Source organism: Paenibacillus qinlingensis (assembly GCF_013204845.1).
GTDB classification, from domain to species: Bacteria; Bacillota; Bacilli; order Paenibacillales; family NBRC-103111; genus Paenibacillus_E; species Paenibacillus_E qinlingensis.
The window spans coordinates 232,957-258,228 of sequence record NZ_JABMKY010000010.1 but is presented as its reverse complement, the minus strand read 5'-3'; the positions used below and the strand labels follow the sequence as shown (position 1 = coordinate 258,228).

Here is a 25,272-nt window from a genome sequence, read left to right as displayed (position 1 = left end):
TTTTAACGACACAACCAAATATATCTTGCTTTCTTTCAATCAACATTGAAATCTAAAGGATGAAATCCTGCGAATAGACGAGCTTGCGTGAGGAAATTAAATCATACCGAGGGAGTTGAATGAACCGTTATTATCTCAAACCGTATACCCAACACAGTTTCCCGTATAATCGATCAAATTCTTTCAGTAACTCACTTGAATTTTTTGAATACTCTGATGATAAAATCTTGTGCAAGCATAAAGTAAGATACCAACCAACTCTTTAGTAACTAGTTCGTCGGTGTATATCATATTTTTATAAGCATCAATATTATTGTGTAACGCTTCGATTACCTCTCTATCAATAAGTGCGTTTCCATCACGTCCGTTATCCTCGCAGTTGGAGGATCAATTCCTGACAGATATTTTTAATTTTATCCTCTAATTCTTTCCTTTCCAATATAATCACCCTCCTTTTCGCAGCCGATCGTATACCGGCTGCCTTTCGTTTTGTTATTGAGCTATCGTTATCCGATAGTTTAATAATCTAATGGCCCGATGCGTGAATATGGCCTCGAAATCATTGAATTTCAGTTATATATACTTTATATACTTCTAAAATTTTCTCGGTTGTATCTTGAATTCTTCTATTAAATGATTCTTTATATTCTTCTTTAATATCTTCTGGATCAAAACCATAATATTTATAAGAATCGATAAGTTCTGTTTTAAGTTTTTCCGTTTTATTATCTAATAGTAAGTAGAGGACATATGCAACTAAGACCTCATGTTCATTAACAGGTGCACCATTTCTTATTAAAGATACGGGATCAAATTCATTGATAACACTTCTAACTTTATAAAATAGATCAATATTCGTTTCTTTTATTGATTCAAATTCGAATTTACTCATGTATATGTTCATCCAAGCACCCTTTCGATTGAACTAATATTAATCTTTATTTTCTCTGCATTTGAGGATTTCATCTAACGTCATATTTGCGAATTTCGCAAACACCTCAATACTTTACATATTCGTGAATCGATTTAACTATTCTGTCCTTTAGGTGAGCGAAAGGCTTCCAATCGTGCCGCAGCCGCTCGTTACTGCGTATTGAACAAACGTTCGCCGTTAGCGTAATCAGTAGGTATTATTCAATTTTTACTGCCCGACCATTAATTACATCTACTTTAAAGCGTTCACCAGATAAAGGGAAATTCTTCGTTGTGTGTAAAATGTATGTGTCTGCTTCCGTAATAGGCTCCAACTTAACCCAATAGTTAACTTTCTCAACCCCTATCCCATGGATCTCATATACTGGCAGTGATAAACGGATGCGATTTTCTTCTGAAGTAGAAACGTTTTTTAGATACAGACGGGCATAGCTGTTTCTTTGAAAAATATTAATAACTTCTATTCTGTAGTTATAATGACCGTCTGTTGTCATTTGTATTGAATCTGCCATAACTCTCTCTGTTAACCAGCCACTCGTATTTACACTCTTATACAATGGAGGAGTTAACAAAAGCATACTAACAATTAAAGCAAACACCCCTAAAACTCCACCGTTTTGTGGGGACCACCTTCTAACAAGTAAAATGACTGAAATAACAATCAGTAACGTGGAAGGTATTCCAAGACCAATCATAATTACTGTAGTAATTAGATCAATTCCGCGTTGAAAGTTAGCTGTTGATCCCAGAATGAGCCAAATAACCCCAGATAAATTAACTAAAGCGGCCAATATCCACAATATTTTTATCCATTTAAGCAGATACATTCACCCTTTTGTTAGACTCTTAATTTTTGCTTCACACACGGGTTATTTTTCGCCTCGATTTTCTCTAACTGAAACATAACATACCAATATTAACGATATGCGCCACCAAGTTATCCAGCCCGTTAGCGGGGCGAAGGGCTGCTACTAGGCAGCCCTTCAATTAGAAATATTTTTTAAATCCTTTACTAACCGATCCGTCATATCCTTCTCGTTCGAAGAACTGATGAGCTCTTTCACGGCTTGAATTGCTTAAGAGCATAATCCGATGGCAATTTATTGATTTACAATAGTCCTCAACATATTTTAAAAGTTGTTGCCCAATACTCTTACTTCGATGATTCTCATGAACAATTATGTTCTCGACAATTCCATACGGTCTTGTTCCATGCAATGCTTGGATACATATATTTAGCGTCACTGTCCCTAAAATTTCACCGCCTTCATCGAAAACAAGCAGAAAGTTATTAGGGTCACTTTTGATTGTATCAATTTGTTCTTCGAGAACGTTCATTTTCTTACTATTTGGCACTAACATACGATAGAGCTCGCATAGTTGGTTTTTATCAGATCGTTCAGCTTCACGAATCAAATCAATATCAACTCCTATATATCCCTTGTCCTTACATTTTATTCCACGTTACAATTGAGCATTCCTGCTCGTTACTTAATGAAGAAAGAGAAGCAGCCGCGATGCAGTCTCCTCCATAATATGTTCCTCATTACTTCAATAAGTATAATTTCATTTTTACAATGTTCTTCCCCCGAATGAACGATGGGGATTCCTTTCAATAATCTCATAGAATGTACGTTTGTTTATTTCAAATCCACAACATGTACAAACTTCATGCATAGATTTAATTTTCATCATTTTACTTCCACAATTCACACAAAAGAATTTTCCTGTTTCACTGTTTTCAACTTTTGGTATCCGTACTTTAACATCTTTACAATTATCTATTGCTTCATTAAAAACTTTTTCCATATGCTTTGAAAAATAACTATCTCCAGCATTGCAATATAACTCTCCTTCATTAATTCTCAGTTCTTCTTTGCAATAAGGGCAATACATTTCTTAAACCTCCCTCACATTATTTTATTAATTATTTCTCGCCAGTACCTCGGAGTCTAGTTGTTAATATCGGCAGTCTGTAGTCCCTAGAGCCGATCGCTAGCCCGGCTGCCTTCTTTTGTGGTTATTGAACTAACGTTCTCCGTTAGCGTAATAAACTGTACAGGACTATATCCTGAAAACCTACTTCAGACAAATTTTCATTTTTAAATTTCACTGCTACTCCAAGTGAAGTTTCCCACCTTGAGTCAAATAATAGACCAACAATCCTTTTATTTCTTGGAAACATTCGAATTACTACATGAGTTAACGATACTAAATCTCCAAATTGAGACTTATCAGAAATTAAGGGAGCAAGAGCGTCGTCAGTCCCCTTTCCAAATCGCTCTCTGTAGTCCATACACACGCTTTGATAATAAGAATAAAGTCCATCTTCAGCCTCAGTTATAAATCTTTGCTTTTCTTTTAAAAAATTCGAATAGGCTTCTATTTGATCATTTGTGAAATCTCCTTCTTCTGACCCAGAAATACTTAAAATTACATTTTTTCTAATTCCAAAAATGCTTATTTCAAATGTTCCTAACCAAGTCAAATCGAATTCTATTTTTCCAAATACTTCATGCAGCTCACTATTTCAGATTAGGATCGTTAAAATTTGACTAAATCAAAGGAAATCGACTTCTAACGGAAATAAACATGCTAGAATTTATGTTGAATTTTTTGGGAAGCCTCAATTTTCTATTTGATATTGAAGGCTTTTTCGTATTCGTTTTGTGGCGTAGATATAAATGCAAGAACGGACATTTTGTCACCATCTTTTCACTTTACAGTAACTCATTTATTCAAGGTTGCTACCAAACTATCCTGCCCGTTACTTCAACAGAAAAAGGCAGCCGATTGTGTGCGGCCGCCTTCATATCGTGATTGAACTATAGTTCTTACGAATTAAATATGAGTTTATTTCCTTTTAAAATAAGCAAAAATCAAGATCCAAAGAATGCATCCAAGTATAATTTGAACTCCACTTTCTTGAATATGAATGCCATTCCCACTCATCAATATTCCCGTAAAAAAAACCAACATAAGACATACAAGTAGCTCAAGTAATTTGGCTGTCATAATTATGCGTTCCTCCTTTTCTATTGGAAAAGATAATGACTAAATAAATAATTATTCCATATTTCTATCACAGAGACCTATCCAATACTTTTACGGACAACAGCAGCCGATCGTGTGATGGCTGCCGTTGTGAACAATATCCCTCAATTATCTAAATCCTTTTGGTTATCAAGGATACCTGAGTTTCGATATTTTCTGTGTATTTTTATTTTCTGTTTCCTTTTTATATGATTATACAAAATCACTAAAACAACAATTAAAGAAATAGCAGCCCAATAATACCTATATTCAATAATAAAGACTACTGCTAGCGCTATTTGCCACACGAAAGCTCACCTTTGCCTTATTCTATTCTCTTCTCTAGGCGCTGTAAAAACATGCATCTCCTCTTATTTCTCTACGCAACTATTACTTCCTTTTTTTTGTAACTTTAACTGACCATTCAACATTCGAAGAGTTGCCACGCGGCATCCTTTTGAATGTTGAACTATCGTTCCTACGTTAGCTCAATAGTCTTATGTTTTAATTAGAGTCGCTGCTTAATTCGATTGATGAATGAATGATGGTTTTTTGTTTGAGGGTTTAATGTACGATCTTATCTTGGATTAGCTCCTTTACAAACGCTATTGCAGATGCACGATTGACTGTAGCAAGTAAATTTAGATATATTGCAAAGAATATTAATAGTCGGTCAGATAGTTCGGGTCCTGCTTCAGATGTTTGGCAACCATAGCCCGTAGTTGCTTCGCGCTCATTAATCTGGTCGTTGCGTTGCCGAATTTCCCGAGGGTCATGACGCCGGTACTAAGTGCTTCAGGTTCGAGTTTCGTGAATGTGTTGGATCCGACCCGTGCGCAGTGGCGAAACTGTGGCGTGTAGTGGCGGTCACCTTTGGGCCCGATCGTGTATAAGTCAGTTTTCTCGGCAGAAATCGTTCCGACTGCCCCATCCCATTCCTCGACCCCATGAATGAAAGTGTTACGACTAAAATTAACGCCGATCAGCAGGATCTGGGCACCCCGCTGCCAAAGTTTGTGATAGGTACCGCCCACTCCGCATGGGGTTTGCAGATGTTCCTCGCCCGCGATAAAGGACTCTGCATCTTTACCAAAGGCTGCCACTGAGTGGGTCGGGTGCAGAGAACGCACGACTCCTGGATGCTTGCGAAAAAGCTCGGTCAGCGCCCCGATGCATGTTGGCGTATACAGGTTGTCGCATACCGGATTGTCAGTCCCGACATTGCGCCACGTATGCGCTCCCAGCACAATCAACCCGTCCTTCATGTAGTCACTCAGCGCATCAAGCACAGTCTCCGCACCACCCTCGACCGCTCCGATTGCCTTGTACGAAATATGGATTTTCAACGTCCCGAGCGGGTCAACGCCGATATTTTGAAGATGCTCGATCAAATCTGTCTTCGTAAACATAATGTACCTCCGTTTATTCTTATAGGAGGATTTTATCACAAATAACGCCATCTACAGCCAATGTTTACGAATCTTCCGTAAACGAAAAGTATGACGTTTAACAAACGGCAAGAACTGTTGCTATTTATGGATGATACAATTGTAATAGCCATTTATTGCAACTGCTTTGTCTGTCATTTTTTGATTTGAATATATACTGCAAGCATTGGTAATTCAAAACGTCCAGGCATGGAAATTTCCTAGTATGCAGCCTCTGCTATTTGATCAGTCTTCGACCGGAGCAACCTTTAATTAGACTTCGTCCGAAATGTTATAAAGTTCTTGTCATTTCATTTTGACAAGAACTTTATAACATAAAACAAATAAGCTCAGTGAATGCTGCTTTCAATGTTACTATGTTCTTGTCACCCGACAGCAGCTTCATCCTGATTTCTTATTGAACTAACGTTCACCGTTAGCGTAACAAATAATTATAAAACAGTTTTAGAATATTGAATTTAAATTCATTTCAATGTATATTTATTCATATCTATTTTTTGGGAATCATTGAAAGAGAGGAATCCTCATGTCGATAGTAATTCGTGCTGTTGAACCAAGAGATTTAAACCAATTGACTGAATTAATGTATCAATATATTGTAGATTTTTATAAAAGACCAAAACCTACAATTGAAAAAGTACATAATTTGATTGAAACTCTTTTAGAAAAGAACAAAGGTATTCAATTCATTGCTGAAAATGAAGGCGAACTTCTCGGATTTGCAACATTGTATTTTAGTTTCAGTACAACAAAAGCTGATAAAATCACTGTAATGAACGATTTATTTGTTGTTGAAAAAGCAAGAGGTACAGGAGTATCCGAGCAACTCTTTAAGTTCTGTGAAACATTTACAAAAGAGAACGGATATGCTCATATGACCTGGGTAACTGCAACTGATAATAACCGCGCTCAACGATTTTATGAAAAAATGGGTGGCTCACTTGGTAACTGGTTGAATTATTCAAAATAATATTTGTTCGACTTGACCTCTTCTATGATGAGGTCATTATTTTTATGCACTCTTTATTTAAAACTTTTTCCCATCCTATTTCCACTCTTCTTCCTGCCATTTAGTTCAATTAAAAAGGAGCAGCTGCCGGACTTGGCATCTACTCCCTAACTGTTCAACAATCGTGTCCCGTTAGCTCAACACAATCTTTTTTACAAATTGAATATCAAATTCCATATCTATTTTCGGAAATTTTTTCTGTAACATTTCTAATGTTCTAAGGTAATTTTCAGTTCGGAATTTAAAGGCAAGATCATCATAGACCTCTCTCAACCAACCAATTTCAAACTCCGAGCATGAATTAAGAATCTCAATCATTTCTTGTTCATTGTAACCAAATGAATCAACGATCTTTGCCCAATAGTCACTTATCCTAGGATCATTCTCGTGAAGCAGTGTTCTTTCAAATATCAATCTTTTCACTTCAAGATATTCTTTAATATTACCCCACCTCATGCCCCTTGTAGCCACTTAACTAACGTTCTCTCGTTAGTTGAATGACTCAATTCACTGCATTGCAGCAACCATCCAAAAAACGCCAAAAATGACTCCCCATAAACTAAGAAACGAACTAATCAGAAAAGGTAGCCATCGAACTTTCCTAAATTTAAGGTACATCATAACCAAAAATGGATATAAAGCAAATATCTTTATTACCAAGAAGATTAACGAAAGAATTATTTCATTTTTGAGAAACAATGATAAAATACCCGTAAGGATTAATCCAGTTACTCCAACTGAAAAGCCAAAGAACTCTTCAATAAAATTTGATATGTTGGGGTTAACATCAAGCATTAGAGCAGCTATCATTGGGGGAAACAAAATAATTACATACTGTGTTATCAAATGATAAAAGAAATTCCTTCCCAACAATTTCACCCTCTCACTTTTCGTTCCTAAATTGCGATTCGTAACAACAGTTTGCTGTCTAGAAGAGCAATAATAGTTGTTTATTGGAAGTATCCTGCCTTTTAAGCGCAACGAGGCTGCCGATCTATACCGGCAGCCTCGTTGCGCTTAAACCAATGGGTAATCAACAACAATAACATTTTCCAGTATACCATCCAGCGATTTAACAAATTCCTGATGAACCGGATGCGGACCATATGAACGCAACGACGCAAGGTCTTCAAACGTTACCCGTAATCCGAGAGTATAGCCCTTAATATTTTCCGTTTCTTCAGTTACGTTGATGCCTGCACTTATATCAAATATCCCGGGGATACGATCCCGAAACGTTAACAATTGATCCAGCAATTCCTGTTGCTTGATTGGCGTGACATTAGTATTGAACTTGAATACAACGAGATGTTCGTACATCGCTAAATTGCTCCTTTTTTAAGCTTAATGTTGTGGTGCTATAGTTCTGCGTTAGCGGATTAACTAAAGATATTGAGATGTATACCAGAACGTAGAAGATCCACAAACGGTGGTTTGCAAGGGGCACTCCTCTTTCATCGACTATTTCTCTTCGATTGGCGTATAAATCTCTAGCTCACTTTCAGGTGAAGTAGGATTAAATCTTTCGTCCATCAACTCCACTACCCAACCTTTAGTATGTTTGTAGCCATTCTCATCAATCCAACAATTAAGAGACCTATAAGCATCACCTATTTTCCAAATCTCACCTTTATGCGTATAGACAGCATAAGTGCACACAGGAGTGGTCTGGCTTACCATTCCTTGTGGAATAGAACCAATCTCTGTGACTTGAGCGGTTGTAAAGTAGGTTCCAAGATTGTCGGGTGCATAATTACTTGGTTCATATAGAGCCAATTTCTCACCAGTTCGATTTTGGATTTCCTCCAAACGACTTATTAAAGAGTCAAATGATTGCGGAATTACCGTTGGATACTCTGAATACTTCGCTTCATGCCTTGTTCCAACTGCTAAGAATCCTCTTTTGACCACTCTACAAGTTTTATCTTTAACGCCTTGTTCGCTCATTTCGTTTCTCCTTTTGGTTTTTGAATCGTATAAGAAGACATAAAATAACATTTCAACTCATACCCATATTTTCCCTGCAAAAGCACATTTGATTTTAATAAAATTATTTGATTAAACTACCCGTTAATTGAATGAAAACAGGGAGCAGCTGCCTTGGCAATCTTCTCCCTGTTTTTGAGACTTACTACTCTGGGACTTCTATATATTCTGATACTCTAGCTTTAAGTATTTCAATTAGTTCTTCATCCAAATAACCATAATCGTCGGGTATATCTAGGTTCCAGATCGGCTTTTCAATAAGTGTAGATCCAAATTTATGTTTGAGTCGGCTCAAATGCTTTTTTTTTCCATTACAAATATGAGATCTGCCCAACCAATGTGTCCACTTGTTACCTTAATCCTAGCACCATCTTCTGTCCCAGCAGACCTCACATCATAACCATTGTATTTATGAAATATTTTTTCGGCTGTTGGGCTTCTCCATTTGTTTCTGCTACATATAAACAAAATTTTTATGTTTATCATCCTCTTATTAAATTCACTGATTTTTACCACTCTATGGATAATAATACACTAAAAGTGTCATCTACGTTTGTGTTCATCTGCCCATAAGTTGAGAAAACGGCAGTCATTATGTCGGCTGCCGTTTCTTCATTTTATTGAGCAATAGTTACCCGTTAGTTCAGAACTTTATTTTTTATCCAAATATTTTTGTAAAGGTCGGCAATCATAAGATTAACTATACCAACTTCTTTAATGTTATCTTCATTTGGTTCGTTCCTCAAAAAGAATGTAAAAGAAAAACAATCTCCTTCCTTATAATTCAAACCACATTGACCAGTTAGCTGAGTGTTGTATGTTTTCCCATTATATTCGGCTGTCAAAATTGTAGTTGAAGATGTAGTGAAGGAATGAATGTTGATCGTCTCATGTTGAATGGCAGAAATTAGCGTTGCACCAGATAAAGAATATTGTCCACTGGATCTAAATCCGATATCAAATCCTCCATTGGGTGTCACTTTGAGCCATGATACGTACATCCTATGCTCTCCATCATTATAGATCTCTTTTCCAATGTTACTTTCTAAATTTGACAAATCGACTTCAAGTGAATATCTTCCATTTATCTGACACACTACTTGCGGTAAGGAAATGCTTAAAATTTAGAACTTACGGCTGTTATAAGAAAATAAAGTGTTAGACTCAAGCTCTTGATGTTACGGGATTTATAAATTGAATTATCGTCTGAATAATATTAAGTATTAGACTTACCCTGAAAATAAAACAGCGGCGGGCTAGGACTAGGAAAATAAAGTCTTAGGTGCTTTATCATATATTACTAGTATTTTCTTCCAATACTTAGCATGATACAATCTAGTGAACAGTTCTATCAGGAAGGGGCGTATTAATGCAAACACACCAACAACCGGGCAAGGCTGCTCAGCAGACAACGACGACCGGCACCGCCGAATCGTTGAATATGGTTGAAAATGAAACGGCACAAGGCTTGTCCGGTGCAGCTCTTCAGCGTGCAACGAAGCTCCCGCAGGCTATGAGCCCGGCGCAGATGATGTATCTGCAGCGTACGATCGGCAACCGCTCGGTTGGCGAGCTGTTCAAGCAGCAGTCAGCGGCTAACCCCGCTGCGAGAGCCGTGGAAAAACCTGCGGAGCTGACAGCAGCCGCTGGGACGATTCAAGCCGCTTCGCCATCCCAAAGCGATATTCAGCGTAAGGTGTATATCAAGCGGGCGCTAATTGGCGGCTACAGGAACAAGACCAAAACCGGCCGCGGCAACGAAGGCGCAGGCGAGCGGAACGTAGATAATATGATCGCGGACGGGAAATCACGCTATTTCAACAGTAAGGATGAAATGTCTCAGTACGCGGCGAAGACGACAGAGAAAATCGGGTATGTCGAGAAGACGAATACGTGGATTCGCATTCCGGATGAGCTGACGGTAATCGGGGAAATCCATACGGAAACTACGTTGGAAGATGTTGTGAAAGCTGTGGGGACGGATAAGTTCATGCACGAAGCCTACACCGAACGTCCTGCTGAAGCTGCCGATAATCCTGAGCTGGAAGCGGCTATAACGAAGCGAGAGGTTGAGCGCAATGCCAAGTTCGGTGGCATCGGCACGGGTCCGGGGGCTAAATCTCACTATGCGGAAAGTTTTTATCCGAAAGTCATTCGAGGCTTGCAAGGGATTAATGTGATTTATGATTATCGGGTCATGGCGTCGGAGGCAGAGAAGAGATTATTCGGCATGGCGATTCGATTTGCGGCGGGTGCAGATGAAGAATCCGTACTCTATCAGACCTATGCGGCTCAGGAAGATCTGTGGCAGCGAACCGCTGCCAGCCTTGAAGGCGATGACCAATCGGCGGAGCCTTTAACGGAGGCCATGAAAGCTGCAAAGAGCAAGGATCTGTTTACTACGTTCGTTCGTGAAGTAACGGCTTACGCCACTACGAAGCTTCAAGAGGAGCAGGCACAGGCATCGGCTGCGGATAAGAAGGCTTTTGCCGACAATTGGCATGTGGCCAAGTCGGATTATGGTGCAGCGGATACCGAGATTATGAAAGCGGAGAAGGCCCGTGATTTCTCGATGTTCCAGCATATTAAGAAAGCGAAGAGCGAGGGGTATCTGTTGTACGGACTTGGCGATTTGCATCTTAAGCGACTTAAGGAGCTACTCACTGCCGAGGGCATCAAGTCGGTGAACATGAACAAGTTCATGGATGAACAGAAGACGACTCATCCGCAAACGTGAGGTGGTCTTCAAGGCTGCATCGAAATAAAATGGCTCCAATCCTGTAGAATCACATTATTATCCTTCAACTAATTGAAAAAATCTAATGTCCCCTCCTTCTGTTTCAGCTATTATTATGTCATTTCGCTCTTTGACACGAAAGACCTTTGTTCCAACTGCCAGTTTATTTGCTGTTCCGTTTTTAAAAGCTTTCCCATTATTACTTTGGTGGGTAATTTCAGTTTCTTGTATGTCTTTGGTTAATTCTAACTCGTCTACCCAAGGATTTCCTGCTTTATAGATGATATCTTTATACATAAAAATATTAGCATTCGGTTCCATTTTTAAAACTTCTTTTGCGGTTGGATTTCCAATTGTATTAGAGGACGTGCACCCTGTTGTTATGAAACACATTAACAATAAAATCATCATAACATTTCTCAAGCATTTCCCTCCTCCGTAAATATCCCATAAATTAGGACGCGAAATTATATACGAATGTTGCGCTAATCTGCCCTTTAGTTGACCAAAGGCTGCCTATCATGCTGGCAGCCTCATCCTTGTTCTATATGTAACTAACGTTTTGCAATAACCTAATAATATGACGATAAAATCAGTATTCCTCTTGCTCATCCCCAAGGAGCCGAGCATTTAATTTAGTGTTCATCGCTGTAATGATGAAAAGGAGCCAATATAAGACCCCTTGAATAACGGAGATATACTGTTTCTCCATTATAATTCCAGAATGCCATTCCTTCACTACTTTTTATGGATAGTACATTACCATTAGGAAGTGTTACTCCGTCCCTTTAAAGGAATCAATGAAGAGCAGCTTCAATGCAGCTCCTGCGCTATAGTTATCCGCTAGTACTCCGAACTAGTCTTCCTTTCTGAAGTACTCTATCGCTAGTACAATCAATCCTAGAATAAACAAAATAATACCCATAATAAAAGGAAAGCCCAGAAATAGACTATCTACGACTACTTCCTTGCCAAAATCATTTACTCCGAAAATGGCAAACCACAACTTTGAACCTTGCCAAGTATCGATGCTTGGTACGTAAGATGCAGCTGCAATGAAAATTGCTAATGAAATCATAGCGCCGGTTAACACGAGTACCCCACCAATTATTGTCCTTTTCATAAAAGGATCTCTACCTCCATCCTTTCATATCCTAGAATAATTCAGTTCATCATCTCATAAAATACCACTTTCATTTTTCCGTTCAGCTCTCGAGGTTAAGAAGAAAATGCCGTGTGCCTTGATAGGCGTCTTTCCATCCCATCTTTGCATAGAATCGTAGTCCGTCGAGTCCCTTGAAATAATAAGCGCCAATTAGCCGAGTTTCGAAGTTTGGTATCGTGATGCCACTTTTGGCTTGGAAATCTTGGTACGCCTTAATGACACCGCTCCACGGCATATGCCGATCGAGAATCGCAAGGTCCACGAGGGGGTCGCCGTACATACAGTTGCCGTCAATGATGCCAGTAATACACTCGCCATCCGACAAGATATTCCACTGATGAAAGTCCCCATGGATAAATCCTCTGTGCGGTTCGTTATACGATATGCAGCTCATCAAGCGGTTATAGATTTCTTCATAAACGTCTCGCTCTAAATAAGAAGTTCGATAAAGGTCGTGCCAGTTCTCCCAGAATGTCCCGGTCTGATCCTCCACGTTGCAGGAAATGACGAAGTCTTTCCAGGATGCGTAAGTTCCATTGCCATCAGGTCCGATCCACCCATATCCGTTCGTTGATTCGACGTCCACGACAGCCAGTTTGGTCAAGATGCTGATAAGCTCAGGTAAGTGAGCGGCCTGTTGCTCTACTGTGTAATCAGCTAGATTGCGACCGCCCATCCGTTCAGTGATAATATATGCCAACGGACCGGTTTTCCCTAGTGCCAAACATTTCGGAAAAGTAATGCCTTGACCCGACAGCAAGTCAGAGACAAAGCTTTCCGTCTGATAAGCGCCTTCCAAATCGCTGAATTTTACGACATAACCTTTGGCTTCATGGACAAAGGAAAAGACACTGCTCAAGTTCCCCCCGGTCAATGGCTTAATTTCGGCCGCACCAGGTCCAAAATGCTTTCGCAACACTGCCTCAATTTCACTCACGGCCAAACTTGGTTTTTCATACGCGGTCATGGTCCCAGCCCCTGTTCACATTGAATCTCTATATTCATAAGCAACGCATTCCATACAAGAGTTATATTCTACAATTACATTCAATAATTTCAATATTCTGCCCACGGTACCGTTCAATTTCGCAGCAGCCTAAAGTAAGGGTAAACATCGCTATTGTGTGCTATTTCATAATCCATCTGGACTTTCTTCTACGAAAGAAATTAAATCAAATCATGAAATTTTCAATCAGTTTCATTATTGAAGTACGATGTTTGTTCAGCCAGTCATTCCTTGATTGAAATTGACTTAGAATGTAATTAAAGTTCTGCTCGATATTTGTACCAGAATAATGCTGTCCGATGTAAATATGGAGTACAGCAATATGGTAAATTTGAGTCAAAAGTTGCAGTTGATTCATTTCTTGATATGTACATTTTCGAAACTGAGAGTAGCCTTTAATAAATGCTTCCGTCATCTCCCATGATCCGTTTGATAATTGTATGACGTGGTTAAGGGAAATAGTAAATTCCATGAACCTAGTATCAAGTGAGGTAAAATCAAAATCCAAAACGCCATGGATTTTATTCTCTTTTGAGAGTAAGTTGTAGATTAAAACATCATGATGAACTAGTTGCTTAGGCAATTCCATCAAATCAAGTTTATTTTGTTCCACGAAAGAGACGGTTTCTTTATAAAAATTAAGCGCTGTTTGAGAAATTTCAAATGGTGGGGCCTTAATAAAAGATGTCACAGCATTATAATCGGCTAATGGATGCAAACAGTAAAATTCTGTGAAGGGAACTCCTCGAAATTGACAATCTAAGGTACATTGGCTTAATGCTAAACTTACTTCACCAACAGTAGAGCCAAACTCTGCAGCTTGCTGAACACTGGATATCTCTGGAACAATCCCTTCAACAAACGTAACGATCGCACCTAATGTTCCATTGGATAAGTGTACATACAGTCCGCCAATATTCGTATTTAAAAATTGGGGCACGACAAAAGAAAGATTCTGTTTACTCAAACACGATGTTATGTGTCCCTCAAACTCAATACTCTCTACATTTTTGGTATGACGATTGTAATTTCGAATGACATATTTTTGGCCGTTCGTTATTAAAATTTTAGTTAGGTTAGTCAGACCGAATGGTACCGACTCGATAACGTAAGCTGAATCCTCAAAGTAATTACGAACTATCTCCTCGATTGTTTCTTGCATCATAATCCCCCGATCATACATAGCATGCAATTTTATTACAAATCAACTTTCACTTTACGATACTCCCCTGGTGGAACTCCGGTATGCTTTTTAAACTTGCGAATAAACGCATTTACACTGTAATAACCTACCATGGAGGCAATATCGAGCACTTTCAAATCGGTCGTTGCTAATAACTCCTGTGCTTTTCGCATACGAACGTTGTTGATGTAATCACTGAAGTTAACGCCTTTCTTACTTTTAAAATAGGTGGATAAATACGTCCCTGTAATCCCCAGCTTATCCGCTACTAATTCCAGGGTAATATCATCCCCAAGATGTGTATTAATATAGTCGGTTGCATAATCAATGATCGGATCCGCTTCCTCCACTTTCCTGCGAATTACCGCTAATTCCATCTGGAGAAACCACTCCAAATAGATTTCCAATTGCTCCAAAGTAAAGCATTCCCGTACGTTCTCGTAAGGAGCTGTTCGAGGCAAGGAACGTTCAGCGAAAATCGAAATCCCCGAGGCTTTGTTCACTTTGCGGATTACTTCTGTTGCATAATCATGCAGCTGCCGCAGCGTCGCCCCTTTTCGAACAAGATAGTGAAGGCGTCGTTTTACAATTTGAATTAATTCAATTGCGTTGCCCTTTTCAAGGTTAGCATAGAACACCCGCTCCTCTTCATGATCCGAATAAACAGGATCCTTTGGCCCAGCCTCCGTAACAATTTGCGTGTCGTCTCCCATTCGCCGTCCTTTCAATAGTAGCAGTATCTGATTATACGCATCGGAAAATTTGGAGGAGTCCTCGTACCTGTCACTAACCGAGATCGATACAAGACAGTACTCCCGGTCCAGATCGAAGACCTGCTTCCAACGCTGTAAAAACACCTCGATACGTGACCGTTGATCATCCTCCATGAATATCAGAGACAAGATAATGTCGTTTTCAATCTGAAACGTAACCGACTCCTCGAAAGCCTCCGTCAAATCGGCATTGACAAACTCCTTGAATAAATTAGCCGCTTTGTCCTGGGCAATATCCATATCTGTTTTCAGCCGTGATTTAAATAAGAGTTGAAAACCAATTAATATAAAGGGATTATCAATGTTTGGAGGGATATTAGCCTCCTTCGCATAGCCCCGAATATTTTTAAACTTATTCGTGTACGCGTAATATTTAAGCAGTGAATTTTGACGGTCCAGATCTTGATGAATGACAAGATTCGTTCGGATCAGATCATTAATTTTCTCACTAATGACATTGAACTCTTTAATTTGACTTTGTGGTGGGTTGGAGACATTGAGCTGACGAATGGATTCTAAGATTTTACGAATTGGATTATTCAGCCGCATACTGAAAAAGATAGAAGCAGCAATGCTTAACAATAGTGAAACAATGAGAATGGTAGCTAGAATGAGGTTCAATTTTGAAATTTGCGAGTCGATCGAAGCTGTAGGAATCACATTGACATAGGTAAACCCGCTTAGCGTCCCTTTTTGATAAAAGAGATACGATGCCCCCACTTTCATGTGCCCTTGCTGTTCATCCATCGGTGGAAAGGTCATTGTACCGGCATGATCTGAAGCATACAACATGTTTTTCTTTTCATTTAAAATAAACAGCTTATTCTCCGGTGAAGCGGACTTGTAAAATTCCGCAGCCATTTTTTCATTATCTAACAGCGCGATGATCGCAATACTTTTATTATCGCTGCTGAATAAGAGAGGCATAAGGCTGCCACTGTACTTTTGAATATCCATCGTTTTCAGTGCAAAATTCGAGGATGGATACATGGTAATCCCATTGTTGCCGCTTATTTCTCCTTGCCAAAAATCGTAGGTATAGGTGTCATTGGCATAAAATTTATCGAACATATCATGTAAGGAAGCGGATCCATCTTTATCAAACGCCAGATCGAGGCGATTTAACACAAAAATCATGTTGTACAAATACAGCGATGGATTCGTTAAATACCCTTGCAGTTCATTGCGAAGTTGTGTTACCGCCACATAATCGATCCCGCGCACTTTGTTCCAATTCACGATGCTGGCGTTAACTTTTAAATACTGGGTAAACGTAAAATTCTTAATTGTTCGGATTTGATCTTCATAATGTTTGACGGTCGTGTCGGTTAGCACACTGTTATTCTCTATTAATTTCTCTTCCAGATTGGTCCGAAAAAAGGCATACGAAACAAAGTTAAAGGAAACCGGCAATAGCGTGATGACGATAAAACTGATCAGTAGTTTAAAAAATAGTGAACCCGCCTTCTTTGGAAACGGTCGTATATTGGCCATACCTAGCGCCCCCCTCTAGTTGCCAAAATTATATCATGTATACCTATCAGTGTAGAACAAGCGGAGCCTAGAAGGAAATGTGCTGTTCTATTCATAGTTAGCCCATCTTCACATGATAAGTCGGTAAAAAGCCATGTTTCTCGCTAACACCTCGAGAAACATGGCTATTCCACACATGGATGCTACTGTTTAATTGACAGTTTGCTTATAGACATTCACATCTTTGATACTCGTGTAGACACCTTGATTCGTACCATGTCCAAGTATCCGTATATACTTTGCGCTGGCATTTGAGAATGTATAGCTTTCATATGCTGCCGTTGTTCCGCTGCTTGTGCCCGAATAAACATTCGTCCAAACCGTGCCGTTAGTCGATACTTCAATATCAAAGGTCGCTTGACGTTGATGGCCCAAATACCAAGCAATATCCACTTGATTCACATTCTTGACACTACCTAGATTCAGCCCAAGCCAAGGATACCCTTGCGGATTGTCGGATGTCACGAGTGTAGAATCCGATTTGCCCGACCAGATGCTCCCCATGTTGTCATCGATGCCATTGGCTGCGCCAAAATCTGTACTTACAACATTGCTGTTTCCTCCAACAACCGTAAGCAAGGAAGAATCCTCCACCGTGAGCGTATACGTGTTGGTGACCATACCGTTTGCAGATGTCACTTGAATTGTTGCTGTTCCTGTCGCGTTGCCACTCCAAGTCGTTTGCACCGTCGCATTCTTATCATGCTTGATAGCGGAAACCGTTGCCTGCGGCAATTTCGAAGACTTCGGCACGGTATAGTTAAATACGCCGGAAGTAAACCCTTGAATGAACTTACCGTTTAGAACAATCGCATCCAATGTCGCATCGTTGCCTGTTTGGCCTCCCCCTGATCCTTGCACACCTTGCACGGTATCTGTTGATAGATTCAGAGACACGGAGGCTCCTTCTGCTTCAAAGGTCCATGTATCCCCTTGCTGCGTCAATGTGACGCTCTTCGGGATCATCTCTGAATCGGACCAGGAGAATGCGGCAGCATTGGTCCAATGCGATTGTGTAGTATTTACCAAACGAAATGCCTGTCTGTCCATGTTGCTTTCTTCTGTTACATAAGGCACATAGTCCACGCTGGAAGTGATATTGGTTCCAGTCAGTTCCTTATATCTTAAATTCGCCGTCCCACCGGTGGTCAGATAGCTGCCATCTCCAAGCGATTGAATGTTTTGGCTTTCCGGGAAAAACCGGAGCTCCAGATTTTTCGGTTCATTGACTTCGATGTCATCCACGACCACGAGAATATCCGGCTTCAAGTAGATGAGATGACGTTTATACTTCTGAAGACCAAGCGTGCTGTCATAAGCTTGCGACGCTTCACCAAGCATGTAATCGTAAACAGCAGTGGATACGGTTTTTACAATGGTAGGTTCTGATTTTACACTTTGTAAAGGAAGGTTATTGAGGAATTCTTTCCCTTCTCCTAGCTGACCCGTTCCATTGATTAACAGTGTATTATGATTAGACGTCCATTTATCCGCATACCCATCGTCTCTTATTAACCATTCCCCATTGCCAAAAATCATAAAATGATTGGCATCCGGATGTGCATGATCCACGCCCCAGTTATCGAACGTTTCGGACTTGTTCATATGGAGTCCTTTATGGCCGATCGACGGACCGCTTTTGAAAGCGACAACCGATTCGTCTCCGGACCAGTCAGATCTCGCAGAGACGATGCCTAGATCATCAAAGAGATGCAAGGTAGGCAGGCTGCTTGTCGAACCTTCCGCTACCGCCGGATCATACCACAACAGATTGCCATATTTCACATTCGTAGATTCAATATTCGCACGATCGATCTCGCCTGCAAGTCCTTGTGCAAGTTCATCCCCATATTTACCTGCTAGGAGTCTTAACGACATATCAGGCCCATACCAGTTCACATTGGCATCATCCCCAAAATTAAGATGATTGACGTCGGATTTCCAACTGTTCTTAGGCAACTGCATATAAGCTGCATAAGTTGAAGCCTGCTCAAGCCACTGATTGTCTGTGTAAATATCGATGCCTAGGAATTTCTGAGCAAGCTCGCCATATTTCAATAAGTATTCAAGCCCGTATTGCCAATACGGATAACCCTCTTGGCTAGCTCCATCCTCCGACAAGGCTTGCAGTACTTTATCAAATTTACCTATCGTGTACGTCAGCCAAGGAAGCGTATTTTCGCCAGTTTCGTAGAGGGCAATGCCTGCCGCTGAAAGTCCACCTAGACTCACCCACATATGGTTCTGTAAGTAGCTTTCCGTCCAGTAGATGTTATATTTCTGACCTTCAAAAGGCTGACCACTCGCCTTCAGATACATTTCGTTTCCACGCGTTTCCAACTTTTGCTTAATGGCATTGCGCGTTGTCAAATCCAGGTCGTTATACAGCCAATCATAGACGATAGCAAGACTTAATAATTGATGTCCCGCAGCAAGATCGGTATTCTGAAGAGCACCTCTTCCCCACGTTGGGTAATTGACGGAAGCAAGCGCATGGGATTTCGCAGCATTAAAATATTTGATATCTCCGTCGATTAGATAGGCCAAGGCTAGATAGATCGTATGATCCGCCGTGTCTCTTTGCCACGATTCACCCTCATAGGAATCCACATAGTAGGCTGTAGGCGTGGTTACCACATAAGCATCGGCTTTCGCTTTAATTTCCTGCCAGATATCCGCATGGGTTCCCCCTGGCAGAATCGCCGTTTTCAGTTGATTCACTTTCGTTCCATCAAGGAAAAGACTTGGGTGCACGTTAGCGTATGGCGCTAATGCGGTCGACAAGGGCTGTATGCTGATCGTCACTGTCGCATACGTGGAGCTGCCGTTGCCGTCGGTTACCCCGATGTAAAAGCGATCGGTCGTCTGGTTCCCCGGATTCGCTTTATACGTCCAGGTACCATCGCTATGAACACGAACCGTACCGTGATCCGGCTCTCCCAGCTTTGTATACGAGAGCGAATGGTTGCTCGCATCAGTGGCAATCACCTGTCCGCCAACCGAACCGCCAAACGTTGTTGTTGCAGTGTAATCCGGTACGGTAATGTCGGTATTTCCTCCGACCTGTACAACACTTACGGCTTGGAAGCCACCGTCTTGGGAAGTCGCGGTTACACCTGCAATGCCTTGACGTATGGCCGTCACGGTACCATTGCTTACGCTAACAACACTCCCATCCGATGTTGTCCATGTCACACCCTGGTTGGTTGCACTTACCGGAGCAATCGACGCGTTCAGCACGCTGCTCTCGCCAACCTGCAAAGTCAACTCATCCGGGGTGACGCTAACACCCTCGGCATACACCCATGGAATGACACTTTCCCCGTCATACCAGGTAGTGCCCGTGCCTGTATCCGGCATGTTTTCAATCCTCATCTTCACGGCGCCTGCCGGCGCTTGAACAATCTTCTCAACAAGCTTCCAATCTTGGCTTCCTTTGATCCCACCTACAAACATCATTGAACCAATAGGCGCATTCGAGCTGTTATAAAATCCGATCCTGACCCGTGCTCCTTCGACGGACTGCACTTGGTTCGTCTTGATCCACGCTGAGAATTTATAATGATTTCCAGCAGTAATGGAAGTAATCTCTCTAGCGACACTAATTCTACCGCCACTGGAAGCGTCAATCTTGAGAGATTTTCCACCGTCCTTGACTGTCGAGCTATCCAAGCTGGCTACAGGGCCAGATGTGTAATTCGTCAGCGACCAGCCTTCGGGAAGCACATTCCCAGACGAAACCATTTCAAAGCTTCCGTTTCGAAGCAGGCTGTTACCATTAATTATCGTTGATGCAGTTAGATTGCCATCTAAGGTTGTAACTGTTATCGTTGCTGTTCCTTGCCCAACGACTTCAACGCGGCCGCTGTTATCTACTGTCGCAACGGCAGGATTGGAAGATGTCCATGCCACCCGCTGGTCGTAAGCATTTGACGGCGATACGACAGCCGACAGTCTCATCGTATCTGTAACGGCAGCGGTGACTCGATTCGTATTCACAGTGATGTGACCCACACTGACACCTGTATCCCCGACGGATACATAACATTGCGCGCTAAATTCCCCCTCGCTTGTAGCTTTAATTATGGCTGTTCCATAACCGATTGCTGTTACTGTCCCCCCGCTGTTCACTGTGGCGACACTCTCATTGGAAGAGTTCCACGTTATTTGTTGATTTGTCGCATTCACTGGTGTGAGTGAAGCATGCAAAGCTGTAGTTTGCCCAATCGAAAGATGGGCCGACGTTAGGTCCAACGTAATTCCCTGCACGGGGTAGACGGGCACCACTCTGACATCGTCGTACCAAGTTACACCTGTACCTACATCTGGCATCAGTTCAATTGCCAGTTTGACAGTTCCGACAGGTGCCTGCACCGTTTTATTCACAAGCTGCCAATTGTTGCTGCCTGTGAGACCGAATGTATACACTTGTGAGCCCGTAAGCACATTCACTGCATCATAAAAACCAATTCTTATTCGTGCTCCCTCTTGAGAAACTACATTTTCAGTTTTAATCCAAGAAGAAACATTGTAAGATTGCCCTGCTGTGATCGAGGAAATATTTTGAGCTACACTCTTTCTCCCACCCGCCGATGCATCGATCTTGATCGCATGGGTTCCCTCATGATAAACAGCCGTATTCACCGTGACAACAGGCCCTGCGGAATATTCCTTAATGGTCCAATCGGCTGGATTTCCATTCGTCAATTGCGTTTCAAAACCCGCGTTCAACACCATGTTACTAGCTTCCGCCTGTACGCTAGGATTAGCCGGAAGAAAGAGCCCAACTAGCATAGCAACTAATAAACAATGTACTGAAAGTCGAACTAACCCATGCTTTCCTCGTTTAACTCCCACGAATTCATCTCTCCTCACTTAGATAAAAGAGTAAACCCGCACCCGCTTTAAGCGAGAACCCTGCTGGTTCGCAAAGATGCAGATGCGGGAAATGATACCCAACCCACTTTGCAGGATGGAGTTATTTCTGAACTCGGTCAAACGCAGCTTGATAGACATCAATCGTCTTTTGAAGTCCCTGCTTTTTGAGCTCTTCCACATATTGATCCCATTCATCCAAGCTTCGTTGACCTACGATAAACTTGGAAATGCTTTCGGAATAGGCATCTGTTACCGCTTTTCCGGTGATGGATAATGTATCGAGCTCCGGTTGTGTGTTCTTCGGCAGAGGGCTGTACACATCCATATACTTGTCAGCCTCATCGTAAGCGGACTGCAAACTTGGGGAAATAATCGATTTGTACGCATCAAAATCAAACCAGGTATACGTGCCCAGCGTCGTTAAACCAAATTTATTGGCTAACTCGGTTGAATTGGCGAACAAGCCCGGCTTATATTGCTTTTTCCCGTTGTCCACGGTAAAAGTTTCGCCTTCTTTGCCCCAACTTGCCATCGTTTTACCTTCTTCACTGTAGAAGAAATCCATCATCTTCATAATTTCTTTGATTTTCTTCGACTTAGCCGATACCATCAATCCACCATCGACAGATTGCGTGTTAAGCAGCAACGGCTTCGCACCAGCAAAGCCCGAAGCAGGCGGCATGAAGGCTAGTGTAGAATCTGGATTTTCCTTCCGCATTGGCGTGTTGAAGAAATCAATACGCACGATATAATCATTGGTCACAAAGCCCTTATTCGTCGAAATCATATCTTGCCAACGCTTCGTATCTACGGTCAGGAAATCCTTTGGAATCAGGCCATCCACGTAAAACTTATGCAGATACTCCACCATCTTCTTATAGTTAGGCTCAATAGGACCAAACTTCACTTTATTCGTTTTCTTGTCCAGATAATAACCGCCGTTCGTATCAAAAGAAGGCGCCATATTACTAAGAATATTTAAGCCATTCCGGAAAACAAAAGGCGTGGAATCGGGATAAATTTGCTTGAGTTGCTTTATTGTTTGATAAAATTCATCAAAAGTAGCCGGCGTCTTCAGATTATTTTTCCGGAAAATATCTTGACGGTACAACCAGCTCATCCCATTGGCCTTTCCGTAACCTTCATTAGGAAAAACGTACATTTTCCCGTCTGACGCCAAGGAAGCTTTCACATAAGTCGGATATTTTTCCATCCATTTTTTAAAATTAGGCATGATATCCGTGTAGTCAAGAATATTGGCAAATACCCCTTGAATGCCATAGGTGTTGGCCATCGGCGTATAGCCGAACGTCAGATCCGGCACAGATCCGGAAGCAACATTGAGCGTCGTCGTATCTTGCAAATTTCCAGAGGGAAGCTGAACATTCCAAGTTGCTCCGGTCTTCTCCTCAATGTATTTCCAGATCGGCCAATCTTTGTTGTACGGCCAACTTGCATTCGTTTCAAGCAGTGCAGTGAACGTATTCTTCGTCACAGCTGGACTTGCGGCTGCTGTACTTCCCGGACTCCCGCTGCTGTTCGGAGACGGACTCTGTGTGGCTGTTTTTGTTGTACAACCTGCAAGAACGGTAAGGACCACGGCCATATGAAGTGCTACTAACCCAACTTTTCTCATTCACAACTTCCCCTTTTTTCATAATTGATCTGTAACTAGCGTTTTGATGATGCTTATCCTTTAATAGACCCCACCAAAACCCCTTTATCGAAATACTTCTGCAAAAAGGGATACAGTAACAAAATCGGCAGCGTTGCTACCATAAGAACCGCGTATTTCAGCGACTCCGTGACTATGGCATCGCCCTGAGCGCTGGTTGCTTCAGTTGCCATCTGTCCAGCAAGCATAATATTGCGTAATACAACAGATAGCGGAAATAAATTAACGTCCCTGAGGTATAACAGCGGAGTAAAGAAATCGTTCCACAAGCCTACAGCTGTGAATAATCCTATCGCCGTAAAAACAGCTTTTGACATTGGGAATACGATACGTATGGCGATCGCAATGTCGTTTAGGCCGTCCATTTTACCCGACTCTTCTATTTCCTTCGGTATACCTCGGAAGAATGAGGTCATCACTAACAGATTCCATGAGTTCACCGCATTCGGGAGCACCATCGCCCAGATGGTATCCATGAGACCATACGATTTGACGACAAGAAATGTCGGAATCATGCCCCCACTAAAGAATAGCGTAATGACAACCATGAGTGTAAAGCCTTTTGCAAACATCATCTCTTTTTTGGTGATGGCATAAGCCCCGAAGGCTGTTATGGTTAAGGAGATGAGTGTTCCCAGTACCGTGTATGCAAACGTATTGAGAAATCCCTTCATAATGCGAGGGTCCTTCAAAACCAGCTCATACATAGCCAAATTTAACCCTTTAGGGTACCAAGTAACGCTTCCTTTCATCACATACGTACTATCACTTAAGGAAACCGCCAACATGTAAAGAAAGGGATAGAGGGTTACCACAACCACCCCAAGCATGAGCATGAGATTAAAAATGGAAAATACCGTGATTCTTTGCTTCATAACGATGTCCCTTCTACCATAGGCTAGTTTGCGTAATTTTGCGACTCATGTAATTCGTACCTATGAGAAAAACTAAACTGATGATGGAAGCAAACAATCCAACCGCAGAAGCATAGCTGTATTGCCCTCCGATAAGCCCCATTTTATACACGTTGGTACTTAGAATGTCCGCTGTTCTCACGTTGATTGGGTTCGTAAGCAGGAACACTTTCTCAAAACCGACTTGCGTAATATTACCCACGCTCAGGATAAGTAAAGTGACAATGGCAGGCGCAATGCCCGGTAAAGTGACGTGCCACATTTTCCTCCATCGGGAAGCCCCGTCCATCTCTGCCGCTTCGTATAACGTTGGGTCAATCTCCGATAGGGCGGCAAGATAAATAATGGACCCCCAGCCAAAGCTTTGCCATACGCCGGATGTTACATAAATAGTACGAAACAATCCAGGCTCCATCATAAAATTGATCGGTTGAAAGCCTAGCGATTGGATGATATCGTTGATCAAACCACCCGAAGGCGAGAGAAACGTAACAATCATTCCTACGACAACGACATTGGATATAAAATGCGGTAAATAGCTGACGGTTTGGACAAACCGTTTGAACAGTGCATTCTTCACTTCATTGAGCAGCAATGCAAGTAGAATTGGCGGCGCAAAACCAAACAGCAAAGCATAGAATCCTAGTAAGAAGGTATTCTTAATTAACTTTAAAGAGCCGGGGTCCTGAAGAAACATCACGTAATATTTCAGTCCCACCCACTCACTTGACCAAATCCCTTTCACTAAGTTGTAGTTTTTGAAGCTTATGACGATTCCAAGCATGGGGGCGTATTGAAACAAAATATAATACACCAAACAAGGCAAAAACATCAGAAGCACATATTTCCCTTTGTTGATTCGTTTGAAAAAGCTCAGCCCACGGCCGCCATCTTTGAGTTCGTTGACCATCCTGATTTCCCCTCCTTTCTTGTCTCCGACGTGAACCCCTGATATCACGTTTTGATCATAGCAAGCTCTCACAGCGCTGAATATGACTC

22 protein-coding genes and 1 pseudogene are annotated in these 25,272 nt (G+C 41.5%); 2 read left to right on the top strand and 21 right to left on the bottom strand.

The features are described 5' to 3' along the window. Positions 1-559 precede the first annotated feature (559 nt). The 7 genes from HQN88_RS19675 to HQN88_RS19645 form a co-directional block, all read right to left on the bottom strand. A complete protein-coding gene (locus tag HQN88_RS19675) occupies positions 560-892 on the bottom strand; it encodes a hypothetical protein (RefSeq protein WP_173115656.1) in 333 nt (110 codons plus the stop codon). A 238-nt stretch (positions 893-1,130) separates the two neighbouring features. Beyond that, on the bottom strand, positions 1,131-1,760 hold the full coding sequence (locus HQN88_RS19670; protein ID WP_246320332.1) for a hypothetical protein: 630 nt from the start codon (positions 1,758-1,760) through the stop codon (positions 1,131-1,133). Between the two features lie 160 nt (positions 1,761-1,920). Next, positions 1,921-2,349: a GNAT family N-acetyltransferase gene (locus HQN88_RS19665; protein WP_173115654.1), complete on the bottom strand. Its 429-nt coding sequence runs from the start codon at positions 2,347-2,349 to the stop codon at positions 1,921-1,923. A gap of 156 nt (positions 2,350-2,505) precedes the next feature. Next, positions 2,506-2,829 (bottom strand): hypothetical protein, encoded by a 324-nt coding sequence (locus HQN88_RS19660; RefSeq protein WP_173115652.1) that lies wholly within the window; start codon positions 2,827-2,829, stop codon positions 2,506-2,508. A gap of 145 nt (positions 2,830-2,974) precedes the next feature. Beyond that, complete coding sequence (locus tag HQN88_RS19655) at positions 2,975-3,433, bottom strand: DUF6985 domain-containing protein (protein WP_420794189.1); 459 nt, start codon at positions 3,431-3,433, stop codon at positions 2,975-2,977. A 353-nt stretch (positions 3,434-3,786) separates the two neighbouring features. Beyond that, positions 3,787-3,948 (bottom strand): hypothetical protein, encoded by a 162-nt coding sequence (locus tag HQN88_RS19650; protein ID WP_173115648.1) that lies wholly within the window; start codon positions 3,946-3,948, stop codon positions 3,787-3,789. A gap of 680 nt (positions 3,949-4,628) precedes the next feature. Next, on the bottom strand, positions 4,629-5,375 hold the full coding sequence (locus HQN88_RS19645) for an AAC(3) family N-acetyltransferase (protein WP_173115646.1): 747 nt from the start codon (positions 5,373-5,375) through the stop codon (positions 4,629-4,631). A gap of 565 nt (positions 5,376-5,940) precedes the next feature. On the opposite strand from HQN88_RS19645, the gene HQN88_RS19640 reads away from it, so the two are divergent. Beyond that, positions 5,941-6,384 carry a GNAT family N-acetyltransferase gene (locus HQN88_RS19640; protein WP_173115644.1) on the top strand — a complete coding sequence of 148 codons (444 nt, stop codon included), beginning with the start codon at positions 5,941-5,943 and terminating at the stop codon, positions 6,382-6,384. 171 nt (positions 6,385-6,555) lie between these two features. Here the strand turns inward: HQN88_RS19640 and HQN88_RS19635 are convergent, their stop codons facing one another. From HQN88_RS19635 to HQN88_RS19615, 5 genes and pseudogenes are all read right to left on the bottom strand, one after another. Next, positions 6,556-6,894 carry a hypothetical protein gene (locus HQN88_RS19635; protein ID WP_173115642.1) on the bottom strand — a complete coding sequence of 113 codons (339 nt, stop codon included), beginning with the start codon at positions 6,892-6,894 and terminating at the stop codon, positions 6,556-6,558. Between the two features lie 546 nt (positions 6,895-7,440). Beyond that, on the bottom strand, positions 7,441-7,743 hold the full coding sequence (locus HQN88_RS19630; protein ID WP_173115640.1) for a Dabb family protein: 303 nt from the start codon (positions 7,741-7,743) through the stop codon (positions 7,441-7,443). A gap of 141 nt (positions 7,744-7,884) precedes the next feature. Then, positions 7,885-8,370 (bottom strand): GyrI-like domain-containing protein, encoded by a 486-nt coding sequence (locus HQN88_RS19625; protein WP_173115638.1) that lies wholly within the window; start codon positions 8,368-8,370, stop codon positions 7,885-7,887. A gap of 184 nt (positions 8,371-8,554) precedes the next feature. Then, positions 8,555-8,886, bottom strand: a pseudogene (locus tag HQN88_RS19620) (low molecular weight protein tyrosine phosphatase family protein). A gap of 161 nt (positions 8,887-9,047) precedes the next feature. Further along, entirely contained in the window at positions 9,048-9,410 is a 363-nt protein-coding gene (locus tag HQN88_RS19615; protein ID WP_173115636.1) for a hypothetical protein, read from the bottom strand. 368 nt (positions 9,411-9,778) lie between these two features. On the opposite strand from HQN88_RS19615, the gene HQN88_RS19610 reads away from it, so the two are divergent. Beyond that, on the top strand, positions 9,779-11,146 hold the full coding sequence (locus HQN88_RS19610; RefSeq protein WP_173115634.1) for a hypothetical protein: 1,368 nt from the start codon (positions 9,779-9,781) through the stop codon (positions 11,144-11,146). 57 nt (positions 11,147-11,203) lie between these two features. Here the strand turns inward: HQN88_RS19610 and HQN88_RS19605 are convergent, their stop codons facing one another. From HQN88_RS19605 to HQN88_RS19565, 9 genes are all read right to left on the bottom strand, one after another. Further along, positions 11,204-11,569 carry a hypothetical protein gene (locus HQN88_RS19605; RefSeq protein ID WP_173115632.1) on the bottom strand — a complete coding sequence of 122 codons (366 nt, stop codon included), beginning with the start codon at positions 11,567-11,569 and terminating at the stop codon, positions 11,204-11,206. A 433-nt stretch (positions 11,570-12,002) separates the two neighbouring features. Beyond that, positions 12,003-12,269, bottom strand: coding sequence for a hypothetical protein (locus tag HQN88_RS19600; RefSeq protein ID WP_173115630.1), 267 nt, complete (start codon positions 12,267-12,269; stop codon positions 12,003-12,005). A gap of 82 nt (positions 12,270-12,351) precedes the next feature. Then, complete coding sequence (locus HQN88_RS19595; protein ID WP_173115628.1) at positions 12,352-13,278, bottom strand: phosphotransferase family protein; 927 nt, start codon at positions 13,276-13,278, stop codon at positions 12,352-12,354. Positions 13,279-13,483: 205 nt separating this feature from the next. Further along, the gene (locus tag HQN88_RS19590) at positions 13,484-14,482 is read right to left on the bottom strand and encodes a phosphotransferase (protein WP_173115626.1); all 999 of its coding nucleotides are present in this window, start codon (positions 14,480-14,482) and stop codon (positions 13,484-13,486) included. A gap of 32 nt (positions 14,483-14,514) precedes the next feature. After that, a complete protein-coding gene (locus tag HQN88_RS19585; protein ID WP_173115624.1) occupies positions 14,515-16,767 on the bottom strand; it encodes a helix-turn-helix transcriptional regulator in 2,253 nt (750 codons plus the stop codon). A 189-nt stretch (positions 16,768-16,956) separates the two neighbouring features. After that, a complete protein-coding gene (locus HQN88_RS19580) occupies positions 16,957-21,663 on the bottom strand; it encodes an Ig-like domain-containing protein (protein WP_173115622.1) in 4,707 nt (1,568 codons plus the stop codon). Between the two features lie 121 nt (positions 21,664-21,784). Then, on the bottom strand, positions 21,785-23,320 hold the full coding sequence (locus HQN88_RS19575; protein ID WP_173115620.1) for a type 2 periplasmic-binding domain-containing protein: 1,536 nt from the start codon (positions 23,318-23,320) through the stop codon (positions 21,785-21,787). Between the two features lie 53 nt (positions 23,321-23,373). Beyond that, positions 23,374-24,234, bottom strand: a complete 861-nt coding sequence (locus tag HQN88_RS19570) for a carbohydrate ABC transporter permease (RefSeq protein WP_173115618.1) — start codon at positions 24,232-24,234, stop codon at positions 23,374-23,376. A gap of 13 nt (positions 24,235-24,247) precedes the next feature. Beyond that, entirely contained in the window at positions 24,248-25,183 is a 936-nt protein-coding gene (locus HQN88_RS19565; protein ID WP_173115616.1) for an ABC transporter permease, read from the bottom strand. Positions 25,184-25,272 lie beyond the last annotated feature (89 nt).

What these genes read in the sequence shown, in the direction of transcription:
- HQN88_RS19660 (WP_173115652.1), bottom strand. Translation starts at nt 2,829, where the DNA reads ATGTATTGCCCTTATTGCAAAGAAGAACTGAGAATTAATGAAGGAGAG.
- HQN88_RS19675 (WP_173115656.1), bottom strand. Translation starts at nt 892, where the DNA reads ATGAGTAAATTCGAATTTGAATCAATAAAAGAAACGAATATTGATCTA.
- HQN88_RS19670 (WP_246320332.1), bottom strand. Translation starts at nt 1,760, where the DNA reads ATGTATCTGCTTAAATGGATAAAAATATTGTGGATATTGGCCGCTTTA.
- HQN88_RS19640 (WP_173115644.1), top strand. Translation starts at nt 5,941, where the DNA reads ATGTCGATAGTAATTCGTGCTGTTGAACCAAGAGATTTAAACCAATTG.
- HQN88_RS19610 (WP_173115634.1), top strand. Translation starts at nt 9,779, where the DNA reads ATGCAAACACACCAACAACCGGGCAAGGCTGCTCAGCAGACAACGACG.
- HQN88_RS19630 (WP_173115640.1), bottom strand. Translation starts at nt 7,743, where the DNA reads ATGTACGAACATCTCGTTGTATTCAAGTTCAATACTAATGTCACGCCA.
- HQN88_RS19650 (WP_173115648.1), bottom strand. Translation starts at nt 3,948, where the DNA reads ATGACAGCCAAATTACTTGAGCTACTTGTATGTCTTATGTTGGTTTTT.
- HQN88_RS19645 (WP_173115646.1), bottom strand. Translation starts at nt 5,375, where the DNA reads ATGTTTACGAAGACAGATTTGATCGAGCATCTTCAAAATATCGGCGTT.
- HQN88_RS19575 (WP_173115620.1), bottom strand. Translation starts at nt 23,320, where the DNA reads ATGAGAAAAGTTGGGTTAGTAGCACTTCATATGGCCGTGGTCCTTACC.
- HQN88_RS19625 (WP_173115638.1), bottom strand. Translation starts at nt 8,370, where the DNA reads ATGAGCGAACAAGGCGTTAAAGATAAAACTTGTAGAGTGGTCAAAAGA.
- HQN88_RS19590 (WP_173115626.1), bottom strand. Translation starts at nt 14,482, where the DNA reads ATGATGCAAGAAACAATCGAGGAGATAGTTCGTAATTACTTTGAGGAT.
- HQN88_RS19600 (WP_173115630.1), bottom strand. Translation starts at nt 12,269, where the DNA reads ATGAAAAGGACAATAATTGGTGGGGTACTCGTGTTAACCGGCGCTATG.
- HQN88_RS19595 (WP_173115628.1), bottom strand. Translation starts at nt 13,278, where the DNA reads ATGACCGCGTATGAAAAACCAAGTTTGGCCGTGAGTGAAATTGAGGCA.
- HQN88_RS19585 (WP_173115624.1), bottom strand. Translation starts at nt 16,767, where the DNA reads ATGGCCAATATACGACCGTTTCCAAAGAAGGCGGGTTCACTATTTTTT.
- HQN88_RS19570 (WP_173115618.1), bottom strand. Translation starts at nt 24,234, where the DNA reads ATGAAGCAAAGAATCACGGTATTTTCCATTTTTAATCTCATGCTCATG.
- HQN88_RS19565 (WP_173115616.1), bottom strand. Translation starts at nt 25,183, where the DNA reads ATGGTCAACGAACTCAAAGATGGCGGCCGTGGGCTGAGCTTTTTCAAA.
- HQN88_RS19615 (WP_173115636.1), bottom strand. Translation starts at nt 9,410, where the DNA reads ATGTACGTATCATGGCTCAAAGTGACACCCAATGGAGGATTTGATATC.